General features: G+C 60.5%; 17 protein-coding genes. 10 read left to right on the top strand and 7 right to left on the bottom strand.

Going from position 1 to position 17,362, the window contains the following annotated elements; genetic code table 11:
• Positions 1–6: 6 nt before the first annotated feature.
• From sucC to H928_RS31535, 6 genes are all read left to right on the top strand, one after another.
• Positions 7–1,167, top strand: coding sequence for an ADP-forming succinate--CoA ligase subunit beta (gene sucC, locus H928_RS0111395; RefSeq protein WP_021026617.1), 1,161 nt, complete (start codon positions 7–9; stop codon positions 1,165–1,167).
• Between the two features lie 16 nt (positions 1,168–1,183).
• Positions 1,184–2,080 carry a succinate--CoA ligase subunit alpha gene (gene sucD / locus H928_RS0111390; protein WP_021026616.1) on the top strand — a complete coding sequence of 299 codons (897 nt, stop codon included), beginning with the start codon at positions 1,184–1,186 and terminating at the stop codon, positions 2,078–2,080.
• Positions 2,081–2,192: 112 nt separating this feature from the next.
• Positions 2,193–2,876 (top strand): TerC family protein, encoded by a 684-nt coding sequence (locus tag H928_RS0111385; protein WP_021026615.1) that lies wholly within the window; start codon positions 2,193–2,195, stop codon positions 2,874–2,876.
• Positions 2,877–3,142: 266 nt separating this feature from the next.
• Positions 3,143–3,823 (top strand): FHA domain-containing protein, encoded by a 681-nt coding sequence (locus H928_RS0111380; protein ID WP_021026614.1) that lies wholly within the window; start codon positions 3,143–3,145, stop codon positions 3,821–3,823.
• Between the two features lie 312 nt (positions 3,824–4,135).
• Positions 4,136–4,669 carry a pilin gene (locus H928_RS30775; protein ID WP_027010838.1) on the top strand — a complete coding sequence of 178 codons (534 nt, stop codon included), beginning with the start codon at positions 4,136–4,138 and terminating at the stop codon, positions 4,667–4,669.
• Between the two features lie 91 nt (positions 4,670–4,760).
• Positions 4,761–5,507, top strand: a complete 747-nt coding sequence (locus H928_RS31535; protein ID WP_148293130.1) for a hypothetical protein — start codon at positions 4,761–4,763, stop codon at positions 5,505–5,507.
• A gap of 19 nt (positions 5,508–5,526) precedes the next feature.
• Here the strand turns inward: H928_RS31535 and moaC are convergent, their stop codons facing one another.
• On the bottom strand, positions 5,527–6,009 hold the full coding sequence (gene moaC, locus H928_RS0111370) for a cyclic pyranopterin monophosphate synthase MoaC (protein ID WP_027010837.1): 483 nt from the start codon (positions 6,007–6,009) through the stop codon (positions 5,527–5,529).
• Positions 6,010–6,210: 201 nt separating this feature from the next.
• Here moaC and H928_RS33245 point away from each other — a divergent pair, with 201 nt between their 5' ends.
• A complete protein-coding gene (locus H928_RS33245; RefSeq protein WP_021026612.1) occupies positions 6,211–7,905 on the top strand; it encodes a M48 family metalloprotease in 1,695 nt (564 codons plus the stop codon).
• Here the strand turns inward: H928_RS33245 and H928_RS0111360 are convergent.
• The 3 genes from H928_RS0111360 to H928_RS0111350 form a co-directional block, all read right to left on the bottom strand.
• Positions 7,873–8,229: a phage holin family protein gene (locus H928_RS0111360; protein WP_021026611.1), complete on the bottom strand. Its 357-nt coding sequence runs from the start codon at positions 8,227–8,229 to the stop codon at positions 7,873–7,875. The genes H928_RS33245 and H928_RS0111360 overlap by 33 nt on opposite strands.
• 127 nt (positions 8,230–8,356) lie before the next feature.
• Entirely contained in the window at positions 8,357–8,797 is a 441-nt protein-coding gene (locus H928_RS0111355) for a hypothetical protein (RefSeq protein ID WP_021026610.1), read from the bottom strand.
• Positions 8,798–8,864: 67 nt separating this feature from the next.
• On the bottom strand, positions 8,865–9,608 hold the full coding sequence (locus H928_RS0111350; RefSeq protein ID WP_021026609.1) for a TerC family protein: 744 nt from the start codon (positions 9,606–9,608) through the stop codon (positions 8,865–8,867).
• Between the two features lie 468 nt (positions 9,609–10,076).
• On the opposite strand from H928_RS0111350, the gene H928_RS0111345 reads away from it, so the two are divergent.
• A complete protein-coding gene (locus H928_RS0111345) occupies positions 10,077–10,505 on the top strand; it encodes a DUF3717 domain-containing protein (RefSeq protein WP_021026608.1) in 429 nt (142 codons plus the stop codon).
• On the opposite strand, the gene H928_RS0111340 is transcribed toward H928_RS0111345, so the two are convergent.
• Positions 10,489–11,049: a YaeQ family protein gene (locus H928_RS0111340; RefSeq protein ID WP_021026607.1), complete on the bottom strand. Its 561-nt coding sequence runs from the start codon at positions 11,047–11,049 to the stop codon at positions 10,489–10,491. The two genes, H928_RS0111345 and H928_RS0111340, sit on opposite strands and share 17 nt — an antisense overlap.
• A 136-nt stretch (positions 11,050–11,185) precedes the next feature.
• Positions 11,186–12,565 carry an adenylosuccinate lyase gene (gene purB / locus H928_RS0111335; protein WP_021026606.1) on the bottom strand — a complete coding sequence of 460 codons (1,380 nt, stop codon included), beginning with the start codon at positions 12,563–12,565 and terminating at the stop codon, positions 11,186–11,188.
• Positions 12,566–12,724: 159 nt separating this feature from the next.
• Between purB and H928_RS0111330 the strand changes: the two genes are divergently transcribed.
• On the top strand, positions 12,725–13,348 hold the full coding sequence (locus tag H928_RS0111330) for a glutathione S-transferase family protein (protein ID WP_021026605.1): 624 nt from the start codon (positions 12,725–12,727) through the stop codon (positions 13,346–13,348).
• A gap of 515 nt (positions 13,349–13,863) precedes the next feature.
• On the opposite strand, the gene glnE is transcribed toward H928_RS0111330, so the two are convergent.
• On the bottom strand, positions 13,864–16,599 hold the full coding sequence (gene glnE / locus H928_RS0111325) for a bifunctional [glutamate--ammonia ligase]-adenylyl-L-tyrosine phosphorylase/[glutamate--ammonia-ligase] adenylyltransferase (RefSeq protein WP_021026604.1): 2,736 nt from the start codon (positions 16,597–16,599) through the stop codon (positions 13,864–13,866).
• Positions 16,600–16,720: 121 nt separating this feature from the next.
• Here glnE and H928_RS27305 point away from each other — a divergent pair.
• A partial coding sequence (locus H928_RS27305; RefSeq protein ID WP_373604918.1) for an AsmA family protein occupies positions 16,721–17,362 on the top strand: 642 nt, incomplete at its 3' end.

The following is a 17,362-nucleotide window of genomic DNA, read 5'->3' as shown; positions in this document are numbered from 1 at the left end:
GACATCATGAAAATTCATGAATACCAAGGCAAGGAAATCTTGCGTCAGTTCGGCGTGCCCGTTCCGCGCGGTATCCCCGCCTTCACTGTGCAAGAAGCAGTGGAAGCAGCACAGAAGCTGGGCGGCCCCGTGTGGGTGGTGAAGGCCCAGATTCACGCAGGTGGCCGCGGTAAGGGCGGTGGCGTGAAGGTTGCCAAGACCATCGACGACGTGAAGGCGCTGTCCGAGCAAATCCTCGGCATGCAGCTGGTGACCCACCAGACCGGCCCTGAAGGCCAGAAGGTGCGCCGCCTGTACATCGAAGACGGTGCCGACATCCAGCAGGAATACTACCTGTCTGCCGTGACCGACCGTGGCACGCAGAAGGTGGCCTTCATCGCTTCGAGCGAAGGCGGCATGGACATCGAGGAAGTGGCACACAGCACTCCCGAGAAGATCATCACCGTGCTGGTCGACCCCATTGCCGGCTTCACGCAAGCCAATGGTGAAGAACTGGCCAAGGGCATCGGCATGCCTGCTGATTCGGTGGCCCAGTTCATCGACATCTGCCAAAAGCTGTACAAGTGCTACATGGACACGGACGCATCGCTGGTTGAAATCAACCCGCTCAACCGTGACTCCAAGGGCAACGTGATTGCACTGGACTCCAAGTTCAACTTCGACCCCAACGCGCTGTTCCGTCACCCAGAACTGGTGGCCCTGCGCGATCTGGACGAAGAAGATCCTGCTGAAGTGGAAGCTTCCAAGTTCGACCTGGCCTACATCAGCCTGGACGGCAACATTGGCTGCCTGGTGAACGGCGCTGGCCTGGCCATGGCCACGATGGACACCATCAAGCTGTTCGGCGGCGAGCCTGCCAACTTCCTGGACGTGGGCGGCGGTGCCACCCCCGAGAAGGTCACCGAAGCCTTCAAGATCATGCTCAAGAACCCCAAGGTCAAGGGCATTCTGGTCAACATCTTCGGCGGCATCATGAAGTGCGACACCATCGCTACCGGCGTGATCACCGCTTGCAAGGCGGTGAACCTGAGCGTGCCACTGGTGGTGCGCATGAAGGGTACCAACGAAGAGCTGGGCAAGAAGATGCTGGCCGAATCGGGCCTGCCCATCATCTCGGCCGACACCATGGCCGAAGCCGCCACCAAGATCGTTGCCGCAGTGAAGTAAGCCCTGGAGAACACACATGTCTATCTATATCAATAAAGACACCAAAGTCATTACCCAAGGCATCACGGGCAAGACCGGCCAGTTCCACACTGAAAAGTGCCAGGAATACGCGAACGGCAAGAACTGCTTCGTCGCTGGCGTGAACCCCAAGAAGGCTGGCGAAAAGATTTTCGACATCCCTATCTACGGTTCGGTCAAGGATGCTGCCAAGGACACCGGTGCCACCGTGTCCGTGATCTATGTGCCACCTGCAGGCGCTGCTGCTGCGATCTGGGAAGCCGTGGAAGCCGACCTGGACCTGGCCATCTGCATCACCGAAGGCATCCCCGTGCGCGACATGCTGGAAGTGCGCAACAAGATGAAGGCCAAGGAAGCGGCTGGCGGCAAGAAGACCTTGCTGCTGGGCCCCAACTGCCCAGGCCTGATCACCCCCGGTGAAATCAAGATCGGCATCATGCCCGGTCACATCCACAAGCCAGGCCGCATCGGTGTGGTGAGCCGTTCGGGCACCCTGACCTATGAAGCCGTGGCACAGCTGACCGAACTGGGCATTGGCCAGTCTTCGGCTGTCGGTATCGGTGGCGACCCCATCAATGGTCTCAAGCACATCGACGTGATGAAGGCGTTCAACGACGACCCGAACACCGACGCTGTGATCATGATCGGCGAAATCGGCGGTCCAGACGAAGCTGAAGCCGCTCTCTGGTGCAAGGCCAACATGAAGAAGCCTGTGGTGGGCTTCATCGCTGGTGTGACTGCCCCTCCCGGCAAGCGCATGGGCCACGCTGGCGCGCTGATCTCCGGCGGCGCCGACACGGCAGATGCCAAGCTGGCCATCATGGAAGAGTGCGGTTTCACCATCACCCGCAACCCATCCGAAATGGGCCGCCTGCTGCAAGGCCTGCTGAAGTAAGCAAAATTACGCATGCCAGGGGCTGCGTGCCCCGCTAAACTGCGTACTCCATAAAAAGAAGACGCCAGATCGTTCAGGTCTGGCGTCTTTATTCATAACTACGGAGCGCAACATGGATTACGTCAATCATCCCGACTTCTGGATCGGGCTGGTCAAGATCATCTGGATCAACATCATTCTCTCGGGCGACAACGCCGTTGTCATCGCGCTCGCAGCGCGCTCCCTGCCCCCTGAACAACAACGAAAAGCCATCATGTTCGGCTCCGGCGCCGCCGTGGTGCTGCGCATCTTGCTGACCGTGGTGGCGGCCAAGCTCTTGGAGCTGTCCTTCCTGCAGATCGTTGGCGGTTGCCTGCTGCTGTGGATTGGCCTGCAACTGCTCACCAGCCATGACGAAGAAGAGGGCGCGGGCAAGGGCACCGGCACGATGATGGCCGCCATCCGCACCATCCTGATCGCCGACCTGGTGATGAGCCTGGACAACGTGATTGCCGTGGCGGCTGCTGCTGGCGGCAATATGCTGCTGCTGATCCTGGGCCTGGCGATTTCGATCCCGCTGGTGGTCTTTGGCTCCACCTTGATGATCAAGCTGATGGAGCGCTTCCCGGTCATCGTGATTCTGGGCGCTGGCCTCATTGGCTGGGTGGGTGGCGAGACCATCATGAATGACAAGCTGCTGCACGGCTTTGTCGCAGCCAACCCTTCCTTGCACTACCTGGCTGCCGCTGCGGGCGCCGCCCTGGTGGTGGGCCTGGGGCTGTGGCTGCAAAAGCGCAATACAGCGCCTGCGCACTGACCGGCTCACGCCATCATCCCAACACAAAGCGCCTTCGGGCGCTTTTTGCATTTCTGCGCAGGGCTGCAGAGATGGTGCTTCGTCAAGAGGAAACAGCGCCTGCAGCAGCCAACGCATTGATCAGCATCAGCTTCTGAGAGGAATCAAGGGTAAACCCGTAACCAAAATCCGGTAGCACCCAACACATCGTGATCCTTTGTCAACCGCGTATCGAAAATGTCATTTGTATAGCTTATGTGCATATAATCGTGACGAGGTTTATCAATATGCCAAGACTCATAGTTTCATTAGATGGAGTGGTGATCCAGGACTACATGCTGACGGAGTCCAGGGCCACCCTGGGGCGCCGTTCCACCAACGACATCGTGCTGACCGACATGGCGGTCAGCGGCGAGCATGTGGCGTTCACCTATGAGAAGAAGATCGGCATCGTTGTCGTCGAAGACCTGGGCAGCACCAATGGCACCAAGGTCAACGGCTTGAAGGTGCGCCGCCAGGTGCTGCAAAGCGGCGACCTGCTGGACATCGGCAAATGCCGCATCCGCTTTTTGATGAACTCTCTCGTGCCCGAAAGCCATTACATGCATGCCAGCGAAGCCGGCAGCCTGACCGCCAAGCCCGCCCATGCCGACCACGGCGAAGACAGCCCCACGGTCCCCGCCGACTTCCCCCCTGCCGAAGAGCAGCCCTACACCCCCAGCCCCTACCTGCGCGCCGTCAGCGGCGCCAGCGAAGACATCATTCTGTCCAAGGTCGTCACCACCGTCGGCCGCCCCGGTATCGCCGTCGCTGCACTGACCAAGCGCGGCAAGGGCTATATCGCCACCAAGGTTGACGGCTCGGCCGATGTGGTGCTCAACGGCCAGGCGCTCAATGGCGCAGGGCTGTCGATGCACAAGGGAGACAGGATTGAGCTGGCGGGGATGGCTTATGAGTTTTGGACCTAGGGCTCTGGGTCTTGGGCTTGCATAGACAGGGCCTACACAAATGCTGCGGCACCTTTGGGTGCCGTTTCTGTTTCTGCTTCCCATGCTCTTAGCATGCACAGTCGTTCATCGGGTGACAAAAATGGCAGAAATCTTGGCTTGCTGACATTTATGAACGTCTTGCACAATAAGTTAACAAAACGCCGCATTTTTGTCAGTCGAGGCCGCGAGGTGCGTAGACGCCAAAAGTTGGCACAGCACTTGCAATAAGTGATGCACGCCAAGTCGCTCGACAAGGCTACCTAATCACTGGTTACATAGAGAGGATTCAACATGCTGCATAAGATGCAAAAGGGTTTCACCCTGATCGAACTGATGATCGTTGTGGCGATTATCGGTATTTTGGCTGCTATCGCACTGCCTGCTTATCAAGATTACACTATTCGTACGAAGATTTCGGAAGGCGTCATTGCGGGCAGCTCTGCTAAAGGTTTGATGTCTGAAGCGTTTCAGACGGATGGCACCGCAGGATTGACCGCTGCTGCCACTGCCTACATGGCAAATCCAAATCAAAAGGCTGAAGCTTCGTCAAAGTTCGTGGATGATGTCACTATTGCTACTGATACTCCATGGAATATCACTGTCGCAATCAAAGCAACCGCAGGCAATGGTATTCCAACTGGATTGAATACCCAGACTATTACTTTTACGCCCAACGTGCAGAATGCAGCTCCTACCGCTGCATCCAAGGGCGCTATTGACTGGGCTTGTGCTTCGGATTCTAATCAAACTGCGACCAGTCGTGGTCTTGCAAGCGTAGTTGCTGGTACACTTCCTGCAAAGTACGCTCCTGCAGAATGCCGTTAAAACTGACGACGTAAGGAAATAAAAAAGGGGCTTTGCCCCTTTTTTTATTTTCAAAATACTCTTTAATCTATGCGTTGACGAGATAGTTTTAATGCGTATCAAATTTTCTTTAAAGCTTGCATTCCGGCATTTTTATATTTCGATTGTAGTTGCCTGTATTACGGCGTTCTTTATTTTTAAATTTATTTATCCTTGGCCGACAGATAATATTTTGGGTGTATGGAGAATATATTCTATTCTTCTTATGGTTGATGTTGTATCAGGGCCCCTTTTGACATTGGTAGTCGCATCACCTCATAAATCTCGCAGGGAGTTGATTATAGATATTTCTGCGATTGCAATGATTCAGGCGCTGGCATTAGTGTATGGATTGTATACACTTTATGTTTCTCGTCCCGTGGCATTTGTTTTTGAGCAGGATAGAGTCGTTGTTGTTGCTCGAAATGAAATTCTTGAAGAAAATTCTGAAAAAAGTGATTCCTCTAAGTTGGATAAGTGGGGTGTCCGCTGGTTCAACTCGAGGATAGAAGGTAACGGAGTTGATAAGCTTAAAAGCTTGGAATTTTCGTTGCAAGGAGTTTCTCCCGCTATGCGACCAGAAACATGGTCAGCTTGGGATTGGAATGATGCCAAGTTGCAGTCGACACTGCGTCCGTTGATGAGTATGAGTGCGGATCAGAAAGAAAAACTTTCCGCGCTGAGAGGGGGGATATATATGGGTAAGGATGAAATGGTTTATTTGCCGATGGTTTCATCAAAAAATTTGGAGTGGATTGCTGTCTTTGATAAGAATGGGGTTTGGCTGGATGCGCTTCCGGTAGATGGTTTTTTAAGGTAAAGACTTTTTGATAAGGTGTTTATATATCGGAGATTTCAGCATTCTGCGATTTTCCTCCATGCTTCTCCCGTAAACTAACCCCTTCCATCACCATCCCCTTATCCACCGCCTTGCACATGTCATAAATAGTCAGCAGTGCGACCTGCACCGCGGTCAAGGCTTCCATCTCCACCCCAGTAGGCCCAACAGTTTCGGTTCTGACTTCACAGCGAACCGCATTCTTTTCGGGTAACAGCTCAAAATCCACCGCCACCTTGGTCAGCGCAATCGGGTGGCACAGCGGTATCAGCTCACTGGTCTTCTTCGCCGCCATGATGCCGGCAATACGCGCAATACCCAGCACATCGCCTTTTTTGGCGGTGCCCGCGGCAATGATGTCCAAGGTGGCCGGCTGCATGGTGATGACACCCTCCGCAATCGCAATGCGATGGGTGTTAGGCTTGGCGCCTACATCGACCATATGGGCCTGGCCCTGGGCGTCGAAATGGGTGAGTTCAGTCATGGTGCTTTCCGTGTTCAACGTCACAAGCGGCAATACAGCATGCAACTTGTGCAGTGGTGCTTCATCATACGTGTTGGGGTGAAGGCTTGATGGCAAGGAGCCCGCTCTGGCCACCCTCTGGCTTGATTCAGATTCAGCATCTGCTGCCGCACGGAATTTTGAATGAATACATGGTTTTTTAAACGCACAGCATGCGCCCTGTTGGCCGCCCATATGGCTTCGGTGGCGGCGCTAGCCCCCCTGCAGGCGCGGGCCGACACCAGCCTGCCGGCGATGGGCGAGGGCGCCGAGATGACCACCAGCGAGGAGCGGCGCCTGGGCGATGACATTGCGCGCGAGATCTACCGCGATCCGCAGTTTCTCGATGATGCGATTCTGTATGAGTATGTCAACGGCATCTGGCAGGAGCTGATGCTGGCTGCGCGCCAGCGCGGCACCATGACGTCTGAATTGCAGGAGCGCTTTGCCTGGCAGGTGATGCTGATCCAGGATGCCACCGTGAATGCTTTTGCACTGCCTGGTGGTTTTATGGGCGTGCAGACCGGCCTGGTGGGGGTGGTGGGTAGCCGCGATGAGCTGGCCTCGGTGCTGGCCCACGAGATGAGCCACATCACCCAGCGCCATATTGCGCGCATGCTGGCGCGCCAGTCGCGCATGACGCCGGTGATGATTGCCGGCATCATCCTGGGCGCCTTGGCCGCGAGCAAGAACCCGGCTGCGGCCCAGGCGCTGATGGTGGGCAGTTCGGCCGCCACCATCCAGTCACAGCTGAACTTCTCACGCGATATGGAGCGCGAGGCAGACCGTACCGGCATGAGCCTGATGCCGCCTGCCGGCTACTCGCAAGCGGGTTTTGTCAGCATGTTCGAGAAGCTGCAGCAAGCCAACCGCATGAACGACAATGGCAGCTGGCCGTATTTGCGTACCCACCCGCTGACGACGGAGCGCATTGCCGACATGCAGTCACGCTTGCCCGCTGGTGCTGCACGCAAACCGCAGGACACGGGCATGGTGGCGCAGATGATGTCGGCCCGGGCGCGCATGCTGTCCAAGCCTGAGCCCCAGGTGCTGCACCAATGGCTGCAGCTGACCACGGCGGCCGATTTTGCCAACCGCTCTTTGGAGCAGCGGGCAGGTGTCTGGTATCTGGCCGCCATGTCCCAAAACCAGCTGGGGCGCCATGCCGAAGCGCTGGCTGCGTTGGACCAGCTGGACGCCACCGTGCAGGCCTATCCGGATGCGATGCGCCAGGCGCAGTTGCTGCGTGCTGATCTGGCATTGCGCAACCGGCAGCCGCAGGATGCGTTGGCGGCGCTGGCCAAGATCCAGCCGCTCAAGCTCCCAGCCAGCAAGGCGGGCAGCACCTCGGTGACGGTCAGCAATGCGATGACTGGTCTGGTCAACGAAGCGGTGATTACACAGGGCCCGGACAAGTCACTGAGCATCCAGGACAGCAGCCGCGATGTGTTGCTGCCGGAGGTCAAGGCGGTGGTAGGGGATGATGCAGGCCAGAGCAGTGACCGGCCAGAGCTGGTGCTGGCTGCGCAAGCCCTGGCACAGCTGCCTGCCACGGGTTTGACGGCCTATGACGGGGTACTGCGCCAGACCAGCAGCCGCCTGCAGACCCTGGTGGTGCAGTGGCCCAAGGATGCAGGGGCCTGGCTGGCGCTGTCCTGGGTGCTGCGCCAGCAGAACCAGCCGCTGCGCGCCATCCGTGCTGAGGCTGAGAGCCGGGCCGCGCAGTATGACTATGCCGCTGCGGTAGACCGCTTGCGCGCCGGCCAAGATATGGCGCGCAACAGCCCGAACCGCAACGACTACTACGAGGCTTCGATCATCGACACCCGCTTGCGCGAGATGCAATCACTTGCCAAGGAGCAGGCGGCCCGTAAGTGATTCGATGACCAGGCTGATGATGGAGTAGAGCACCGAGCCGATCAGCGCTGCCCAAAAGCCATGCACCACAAAGCCGCTGCCAGCGATGCCGGATGCGGCCCAGAACATCAGCGCGTTGATGACAAAGATAAACAGGCCCAAGGTGAGGATGGTGACGGGCAGGGTCAGCACGATCAGCACAGGGCGCACTATCGCATTGCACAGCCCTATCAGCAGCGCGGCAATCAACGCCGCGCCAAAGCTGCGGATTTCCACACCACTGTAGAGGTAGGCGACACAGAGCAGGGCGACCGCGGAGAGCAGCCATTTGAGGATGAGTTTCATGGCGCCAGCATAGCGGATGGCAGACGCGCTGTGTATAGGCCGGCATCCAATGATGGGTGGTTTAACGAGCCCAGCCATGAAAAAAGCGCCCGAAGGCGCTTTATGTTGGGTGGTGGGGCTGACGGCTTTACGCGCCGTCCAGCACCAAGCTGAAGCAGATACCCAAAATCCCCAGCAGCGAGCCTGCCAGCTTGGCAGGGCGTGGTACAAAGTCGGCCGATGGTGGCTCGGAGATGGCCTTGGGGCGGCGCCAGTCCAGCACTTCGGCCTCGGGGTACTCGGCGTGGAGCTGGGCGGTCATTTGCTGCACGCTCACTTCCGAGATATGGGTCGAGACGCGGGCGCGCTGCAGCTGGGTGCTTTGCGGGATCAGGCCCTCAAACAGGTTTTTGGCCCACTTGTTGCGCCACTTTTCGAGGGTGCTGCGATTGCCCCAGCGGCTGGCCCTGCGGGTGATCTTGGGGGCGCAAGCCACCAGCACCCAGTGCTCGTCGTTGATGGTTGCGCACTCGTTCAAGCGCTGCAGGGCAAAGGCGGCATCATCTACAAAGACTATTTTTACGTTCATCCAAGTGGCCTAAGTGGAGCTGGCAGCGTGGGGCTGCCAGCGGTGGTGGTAGAGGGCGGGTATGGGCTTAGTGTACGTTGGCCGCCGGGAGTTCCTTGGCTTTTTTGCTGGCCAGCCATTTGCCGAGCACCAGCACGACCAGTGCGCCCGCCGCAGCGGCTGCGTAGTGCAGGGTCTTGCTCTGGTCGATCTTGAACATCCAGGTCCACTTGTCGGGGTTGGCAAACACGGGGTCAGAGACCAGCATGCCGCCCGCGATCCAGCCCAGCAGCATGCCGCCGGCGGTGATGACCATCGGGAAGCGCTCCATCAGCTTGATGACCAACTGGCTGCCCCAGACGATGATCGGGATCGAGATCAGCAGGCCCAGGACGATGAGCAGCATGTGGTGCTCGTCACCGGCGTTCTGCGCAGCGCCGGCAATGGCGATCACGTTGTCCACGCTCATCACCAGGTCGGCAACGATGATGGTCTTGATGGCAGCAAACAGGCGGTCGCTGCCTTGGATGTTGCCATGGTCTTCGTCTTCAGGCACCAGCAGCTTGACGCCGATCCAGAACAGCAAGATGGCGCCGACAAACTTCAGGAACGGCAGCGCCAGCAGGAACATCGCGAACGCGATCAGGATGACGCGCAAGATGATCGCGCCAGCGGTACCGAAGATGATGCCTTTGCGGCGCAGGTCAGGGGGCAGCTTGCGGCATGCCAGGGCAATCACCACCGCGTTATCACCGCCCAGCAGGATGTCGATGATGATGATTTGGCCCAGTGCAATCCAGAAGGGCGCGTGCGTCAGAAAATCCAAGTCCATGTAAGCACCTAATTTTTGAAAAAGCGGCCCATGCACCATGCACAGACCAGCCAGTGGGGTGTCGTTACAAGTCAGGGAGGCGACGTGGTTCAGCGTTGGCGCCGTGATGGCCAACCGCCGGGCAGTAGCTTCGAAGACCTGTGGTGCGGCACCATGGTTTTCAAAGGTCTTGCTCAGATCATGTGGGCCATGAACCTAACGCGCCGGAAGCCGTGAGGCTTCGTACTGACGACGCATTACATGTCTCTGCGCTTGCCGCTGGCAAGGCATCAACGGGAGCTACTCCCCTTCGTCAGCGCGTATTGGAACACAAACCAAGCGCTTTGGGGTGACAAAGACCGGGCCACTGCACAGAGTATTCCCGCATGTTTGTGTTTGCCCACACCTGTGGATAACAAGCTGTGAACAAGTGGGGGTGCATCGCCGCTTGGCGGTTTCGCTGCCGCAGGGCTATCATCGATGGCAGCTATGGAACTCATCCACCTGACCGATCTGGAAGCAGCCATCAACCACTGGCGCCAGCGCGCGCCCAGTGGCCCTGGCGCATCCTTGGCGCCGCAGGTGGCTGCGCTGGCCGAGGTCTATGCGCGGCTGGTCTACCAGCGCAGCAATGGGGTGGACATGCGCGAGATGGGCGATGTGGCCATGCAGGCCTGGCTGGCCTGGTGGGAGACCACACCGGATACGCCCTGCATCGCCATCTGCTCCACCAGCCAGGGCGATGCGGTCTGCAAGGGCTGCGGCCGCAGCTTTGACGAGGTGCAGCACTGGCTGGCATACAGCCCCGTGCAAAAGCGGGCGGTGTGGCGGCGCATCAGCCTGCAGGGTACGGCCTGGCGCTTCAACCGCTATGCCGAGCGGGCGCGTGCCGCAGGAGGCATCACTTCCAGCGAATAGGCTCTACAAAGACGGTGCCCTTGTCGCTGGACAGGGTCAGCTGGCCTTCCTGGATGGTGGCCTGCAGCTGCATGCTGCGCTCGGCCAGATCGGCCAGCGATTGGGACACCTCGGTCGGCAGGCGGAACACCTCTAGCTTTTCCTGGCGCGCGAGCTTGCCTTCCAGGCCCTTCCACCAGATCTCGGCTGCATGGTTGAAGCAGTACACCAGCATATGGTCCGACTTGTTGCAGGCCTTGGTGATCGGCTTTTCTTCGGGCTGGCCCACTTCGATCCAGATGCGCTTGGCACCGGTGAAGTCGGTCAGGTGCACATCGGGGTTGTCTGGGTCCGACAGGCCGGCGCCAAAGCCCAAGGTGCCGTCGCCATTGCACAGGTCCTGCAACTGGTGGGCGTTCAAGGCCAGCGCCACCAGGCGCACCATCATGCGCTCGTCGGTTTCGCTGGGGTGGCGCGCCAGAGTCAGGTTGTGGTCGGCGTAGTAGTTGTGGTCGATATCGGCAATCGACAGATTGGCTTTGTAGATCGTGGATTTGATAGCCATGGGGCAGGGTCTGGTGACGAAGCCTGGGCTTCGGGGGTGAATCCGGCGCATCCGGCAGTCGCTGTGCGGTCTGTCGGGTGCTGAGAGGAAAAAGACAAGAGGCCAGGGAGCGCCTGGCCTCTTGGGGGGAGCGTACTTAAACGCGCTGGGCCAGCTCGGTGGCCTTGCCGATGTAGCTGGCCGGGGTCATGGCCAGCAGGCGTTCCTTGTCGGCCTGCGGTATCTCCAGGCTGCGGATCAGCTGGTGCAGGTCTTCGGCGCGCACCGTCTTGCCACGGGTGACTTCCTTGAGCTTTTCGTAAGCGCCTTGCACGCCATAGCGGCGCATGACGGTCTGGATCGGCTCGGCCAGCACTTCCCAGGCATTGTCCAGGTCTTCGGCCAGGCGCTCTTCGTTCAGCTCCAGCTTGTTCAGGCCGGTCATCAGCGAGGTGTAGGCCAGTGCGGCATAACCAGTGGCCACGCCGATGTTGCGCAGCACGGTCGAGTCGGTCAGGTCACGCTGCCAGCGGCTGATCGGCAGCTTCTCCGACAGATGGCGCAGCAGTGCATTGGCCAGGCCCAGGTTGCCTTCGGCGTTTTCGAAGTCGATCGGGTTGACCTTGTGCGGCATCGTCGACGAGCCGATCTCGCCGGCCTTGAGGCGCTGCTTGAAGTAGCCCACCGAGACATAGCCCCAGATGTCGCGCGAGAGATCGATCAGGATGGTGTTGGCGCGGGCGATGCCGTCGAACAGCTCGGCCATGTAGTCATGCGGCTCGATCTGGATCGAGTAGGGCTGGAAAGTGAGGCCCAGGCCCTGGGGCTCGTGCTTTTCCACGACGTTCTTGCTGAAGCTCTCCCAGTCGAACTCGGGCCAGGCCGACAGGTGGGCGTTGTAGTTGCCCACGGCACCGTTCATCTTGGCCAGCAGCTTGACGTTGGCAATGCGGTCCATCGCCGCTTGCAGGCGCACCACCACGTTGGCCAGTTCCTTACCCACGGTCGTGGGGCTGGCGGTCTGGCCATGGGTGCGGCTGAGCATAGGCACGGCGGCGTACTGGTGCGCCATCTCGCGCAGCTTGAGCACCACGCGGTCCAGGCCCGGCAGGATCACCTGGTCGCGGCCGGCGCGGATTTGCAGCGCATGGCTGGTGTTGTTGATGTCTTCGCTGGTGCAGGCAAAGTGCACAAACTCGGCCGCCTTGAGCAACTCTGGGCGGGCCTCGAACTTGCTCTTGATCCAGTACTCCACCGCCTTGACATCGTGGTTGGTGGTCTTCTCGATGTCCTTGATCGCCTGGGCATCGGCTTCGCTGAAGTGATTCACCAGGCCGTGCAGGTAGCTGCGTGCACCCTCGGACAGTGGCGAGAACTCGGCAAAACCGGCATCGGACAGCGCGATGAACCAGGTGATCTCCACCTGGACACGGCGATGCATATAGCCAAATTCGCTCATGATCGGGCGCAGGGTGGACAGTTTGGAGGCGTAACGGCCATCCAGCGGAGAAAGGGCGGTAAGGGAAGACAGGCTCATGGGCCGCTATTGTAGAAGCGGGCCGTTTGCCGCGGCTGCAGTCTGGATTTGCCTAATTACAATCGAGAGGTGCAAATGTCCCGCGCGGACCCCCCATGCCCATGGCAGCTTGGAGGTCCCTGCGGACCGGATCGACGCCACCTGCCTGAGCCTGAAGCTATGAAATTGCTAGGAAGCCTGACCAGTCCCTATGTGCGCAAGGTGCGCGTGGTGCTGGCCGAGAAAAAACTCGATTACCGCCTGGAGACCCTGGATGTCTGGGGCGACAGGGCCACGATCGCCTCGGTCAACCCGCTGGGCAAGGTGCCTTGCCTGGTGCTGGACGATGGCTCGGTGCTGGTTGATTCGCGGGTCATCGTTGAGTACCTGGACACCTTGTCGCCCGTGGGCCGGCTGATCCCCAGCCTGGGCCGCGAGCGCGCCGAAGTGCGCAGCTGGGAGGCGATGGCCGATGGTGTGCTCGATGCCGCCGTGCTGGCGCGCATGGAATATGCCTTTGCTGGCCGCTCGGCCGAGCAACGCAGCCCCGCCTGGGTGGAGCGCCAGCTGGGCAAGGTCTGGGCGGGGCTGGAGGCCATGGGCAACGGTCTGGGTCAGAAAACCTATTTTGCCGGCACGGGCGTGCACATCAGCCTGGCCGATATCGCCGTGGGCTGCGCGCTGGCCTGGCTGCGCTTTCGCTTTCCCGAGCTGGATTGGGCAGCGCGCCACCCCAACCTGGCGCAGCTGCTGGAGCGCCTGGAAGCCCGGCCCAGCTTTGCGGCCACGCAGCCTGAAGGCTGAGGCGCTCCCGAACTGCAGCCTGAACGCTGAGGCGCTTCCGACCTGCTGGCTCAGGGCTGAGAGGCTCCCGAGCCTGCCGCCACGGGCAGGCTGCGCGCAGGCAAAAAAAAGGCCCAGTCGTCTGGACTGGGCCTGGGTATAAAAAAAGTTGCGAAGCGTCCCGAAGTGAATGATAGAGAGGGAGGGAGGAGAAGCACTTCAGGTTTGCAGTCATGCCGAATTGGGCCTGAAAGACTTCGCAACATTAAAAAGGGTCCGTAAAAACTGCGTCTGTCGCCTTTACATGGTTCAAAGAGTGGGCGGGCGTTTTTAAGTTTCCGCCAGCCACCATAAATGTATTGTAAACAAATAAATAATTTGTTTCATTACGTTATCATTCGTCGAATTAATCGCTGAATGATAGGCGATAGTACATCGTTTTGAATGCCGTTGCGCGTAAGTGAATGCTAGCGACGGGTGATCACGCAGTATAAACCCTTATGAATTCCCGAGTTCCATCGGCCTTTTTGCAGGATCTATGCAGTCTGTAACACCGTTGCCCACAGCGCCCGCACCGTCTGCTGCTCTTCCAGCAAGGCTGTCTCGGGCACCTGGGTGGGCGCCTCGTTCAGCCTGGCCAAATGCTGCACACGGCGCAATGCGCGGTAGGCATTCGCACTCGCCTCACCCATGCCATCGGGCAGCAAACCGGCACTTTCGGCACGCCGCAACAAGGTGATGTTGCCCAGGTTGGGACGCAACTGGGAATTGCAAGCCGAATGCAGCAAAACCAGGTACTGCACGGCAAACTCCACATCCATCATGCCGCCCACGCTGTGCTTGACATCGAACAAGCCAGCGGGCACCGCATGTGCGCTGCGCACGCGCTCGCGCATGGTGGCGATCTCGCTGCGCAGCGCTGGCGCGTCGCGCGGGGCGGTGATCACCGCTTCGCGCACCGCATCAAAGCGGGCCGCCAGCGCAGGGCTGCCCAGCACAAAGCGGGCGCGTGTCATCGCCTGGTGCTCCCAGGTCCAGGCGGTGTTGCTGCCGCGCTGCTGCTGGTAGTTGGCGTAGGAGTCAAAGCTGGTGACCAGCAGGCCGGAGTTGCCGTTGGGGCGCAGCGCGGTGTCGATCTCGAACAGGTCGCCTTCGCCGGTCTTGACGGTGAGCCAGCTGATGAGCTTGCGCACAAAGGCCGAATAGACCTCGGGTGCGCGCTCGTCGTCGTCGTCAAAGACAAAGACGATGTCCAGGTCGCTGCCGTAGCCCAGCTCCTTGCCGCCGAGCTTGCCGTAGCCGATGATGCCGAACTGGGGCTCGGCGCGGTGCGCGCTCTTGAGCCGGCCCCAGCACCAGCGCGTGGTCACGCGCAGCACGGCATCGGCCAGTGCCGACAGGTCATCGGCCACTTGCTCGACGGTGATCTGCTGCTCGATGTCGCGCGCCAAGGTGCGGAAGGTCTCGGCATGGTGGGCGCGGCGCAGCAGGTTCAGCAGGTTCTCGTCGTCGTCTTCGGCGGTGGATTGCAGCGCGGCACGGCGCCGCTCCAGATCCGCCTCAAACTCCTGCGGGTTGAAGCGCTCATGCATCAGCGCATCGCTGGCCAGCTCGTCGATGACGCCAGGGTGCTGCAGCATATAGCGGGCCGGCCATTTGGCCGCGCCCAGCATGTGCATCAGTTTTTCATGCACGGCCGGGCGCTCCTGCAGCATCGCAAGGTAGCTTTCGCGGCGCAGCAGCGATTCCATCCAGTCGGCCAGGCGCACCGCGGCGATCTCGCTGACCTGGCCCTGGCTGAGCCACTGGGCCGTGCGCTGCAGCAGCAGAACCAGGCGCCCCAGGCCCGCATCGCTCAGGTAGCTGTAGCGGGGATTGCGCTGCCACTGCAGCACGCGCTCGCGCACTGCCTCGGGCAGCTTGGGCAGTACGATCTCCAGCTCGGGCGCGCTGGCAGCGGCCCCCTTGGCGCCGCCGCATTGGCCGCTCTTGCAGGCCTCGTTGCCGCCCAGCAGCTTGTCAAACTCCTGCGCGACCAGCTCGCGGTGCGCATCGAGCTGGTGCAGGAAGCGGCACTCGTCGTCATAGCCCAGGGTCTGCGCCATCCACCGCAGGTCGTCGTCGCGCGTGGGCAGCACATGGGTCTGCTGGTCGTCCAGGTACTGGATGCGGTGCTCCACCTTGCGCAGAAAGATATAGGCCTCGGCCAGGGCCTGCGCGGTCTCGGGCGCCATCAGGTTGGCGCGCTCCAGGCGGGGCAGGGCCTCCAGGGTGGCGCGGCAGCGCAGCTCGGGAAACTGGCCGCCCCGCACCACCTGCAGCAGCTGCACGATGAACTCGATCTCGCGGATGCCGCCGCGCGAGAGCTTGACGTCATTGGCGCGCTCGGGGTGGCCCGCGCTGCGCTTGGCCGCATGCTCGCGGATCTGGCGGTGCAGGCTGCGCAGCGAATCGAAGACCGCGTAGTCCAGGTAGCGGCGGAACACAAAGGGCAGCACCGCGCCGCGCAGCGCCTGCACATTGGGGCTGCGGATATCGGCCAGTGGCGCCACGATGCGGCTCTTGAGCCAGGCAAAACGCTCCCATTCGCGGCCATGGGTCTGCAGGTAGTCTTCCAGTGCGGCGACCGAGATGGCGGCCGGGCCGGAGTTGCCATTGGGCCGCAGCATCAGGTCCACGCGGAAGACAAAACCGTGCTCGGTGGTCTCGCCGATCAGCTGGTAGATCAGCTTGATCGCGCGGATGAAGTACTCATGGTTGCTGAGCTTGCCCCGGCCATCGGGCTGGCCCTGGGTCTCGCCCTCTTGCTCGTAGATATAGATCAGGTCGATGTCGCTGGAAACATTGAGCTCGCGCGCGCCCAGCTTGCCCATGCCGATCACCCACAGCTGCACCGGGTTGCCTTCGGCGTCACGCGGGGCGCCATGGCGGCTGTCCAGCTCGGCCCGGGCGGCGGTGCAGGCGGCATCGAGCGCTAACTCGGCCAGCTCGGTCACACCCCGGGTGATGGTCTGCAGATCGGCCTGCTCGTCGCAGTCCAGGTGCACCAGGCGCTCCATCACCAGCTGGCGAAGAATGCGCAGCGCGGCACCCAGCGCATAGCCCTGGGCCTGCAGTGCAGCCAGGGTCGGGGCCATCGTGGCATGCGTGGGCGGGCCGCTGGGCAGCAGATCGAGCAAACCCTCGTAGCGGCGGTGCAGGCGCTGGACGAAGCGCGAATGCTCAGACAGAGGCAGGCTGGCCTGCGGGGGCGTGATATCCGTGTGTGCCATAGCGCTTTATCGACAATGTCCTGCGGCAGACCTGTTCAAATGCTCACATATGCAACGCGAGCGAGGGACTTGCCGCGGGTCATAATTTCGCTTTCCCCTTACTGATTGGACTCGATTGACTGTGCGCGCGCCCCGATTGCTCAAGCTCGCTGCCAAGCTGGTGCAATGGTCGCTGGGCTTATTGCTGGGCTTGGTGCTGCTGATGGCCATGGCCGTGGCGGCGCTGCATTGGTGGATTGTGCCCCGTATCAATGACTTTCGCCCGCAAGTGGAATCTAGGCTATCGCAGGCGCTGGGGGTGCCGGTGCGCATCGACCGCCTGCAGGCCGATGGCAACAACGGCCTGGTGCCTGCGATTGCGGTGCAGGGCCTGCGCATCGCGCAGCCCGATGGCTCTGCCGGGTTTACCCTGGATACGATCCAGGTCGCCTTGTCGGTGCCGTCACTGTTGCGACTGCGGGCCGAGCAGATCGTCATCAACGCGCCGCAGTTGACGGTGCAGCGCGCCGCTGACGGCAGTGTGCGCGTGGCCGGTGTGCTGGTGGAAACATCGCAGAACCAGGACAGCGGCAGTGCCGCCGACTGGCTGTTTCGCCAGCGCGAAGTGCTGCTGCAGGGCGGCAGCATCACCTGGGATGACCAGCAGCGCGGTCTGCCGCCGGTCACCTTCAGCGACGTGCATCTGCTGCTGCGCAACCCCGGCCTGCGCCATGAATGGCAATTGCGTGTGCGCCCGCCCGAGGACTGGGGTGATGCGCTGGAG

This window comes from Comamonas sp. B-9 (genome assembly GCF_000410635.1).
Lineage (GTDB): Bacteria > Pseudomonadota > Gammaproteobacteria > Burkholderiales > Burkholderiaceae_C > Comamonas.
This window is presented reverse-complemented; position numbering and strand designations above follow the sequence as displayed.

Excerpts from the sequence above, each read along its gene's own strand:
- sucC (WP_021026617.1), top strand. The coding sequence starts at position 7 with ATGAAAATTCATGAATACCAAGGCAAGGAAATCTTGCGTCAGTTCGGC.
- H928_RS0111360 (WP_021026611.1), bottom strand. The coding sequence starts at position 8,229 with ATGAAACTCATCCTCAAATGGCTGCTCTCCGCGGTCGCCCTGCTCTGT.
- purB (WP_021026606.1), bottom strand. The coding sequence starts at position 12,565 with ATGAGCCTGTCTTCCCTTACCGCCCTTTCTCCGCTGGATGGCCGTTAC.
- H928_RS0111380 (WP_021026614.1), top strand. The coding sequence starts at position 3,143 with ATGCCAAGACTCATAGTTTCATTAGATGGAGTGGTGATCCAGGACTAC.
- glnE (WP_021026604.1), bottom strand. The coding sequence starts at position 16,599 with ATGGCACACACGGATATCACGCCCCCGCAGGCCAGCCTGCCTCTGTCT.
- H928_RS30775 (WP_027010838.1), top strand. The coding sequence starts at position 4,136 with ATGCTGCATAAGATGCAAAAGGGTTTCACCCTGATCGAACTGATGATC.
- H928_RS31535 (WP_148293130.1), top strand. The coding sequence starts at position 4,761 with ATGCGTATCAAATTTTCTTTAAAGCTTGCATTCCGGCATTTTTATATT.
- H928_RS0111350 (WP_021026609.1), bottom strand. The coding sequence starts at position 9,608 with ATGGACTTGGATTTTCTGACGCACGCGCCCTTCTGGATTGCACTGGGC.
- H928_RS0111340 (WP_021026607.1), bottom strand. The coding sequence starts at position 11,049 with ATGGCTATCAAATCCACGATCTACAAAGCCAATCTGTCGATTGCCGAT.
- H928_RS0111385 (WP_021026615.1), top strand. The coding sequence starts at position 2,193 with ATGGATTACGTCAATCATCCCGACTTCTGGATCGGGCTGGTCAAGATC.
- H928_RS0111355 (WP_021026610.1), bottom strand. The coding sequence starts at position 8,797 with ATGAACGTAAAAATAGTCTTTGTAGATGATGCCGCCTTTGCCCTGCAG.
- sucD (WP_021026616.1), top strand. The coding sequence starts at position 1,184 with ATGTCTATCTATATCAATAAAGACACCAAAGTCATTACCCAAGGCATC.
- H928_RS0111330 (WP_021026605.1), top strand. The coding sequence starts at position 12,725 with ATGAAATTGCTAGGAAGCCTGACCAGTCCCTATGTGCGCAAGGTGCGC.
- H928_RS0111345 (WP_021026608.1), top strand. The coding sequence starts at position 10,077 with ATGGAACTCATCCACCTGACCGATCTGGAAGCAGCCATCAACCACTGG.
- moaC (WP_027010837.1), bottom strand. The coding sequence starts at position 6,009 with ATGACTGAACTCACCCATTTCGACGCCCAGGGCCAGGCCCATATGGTC.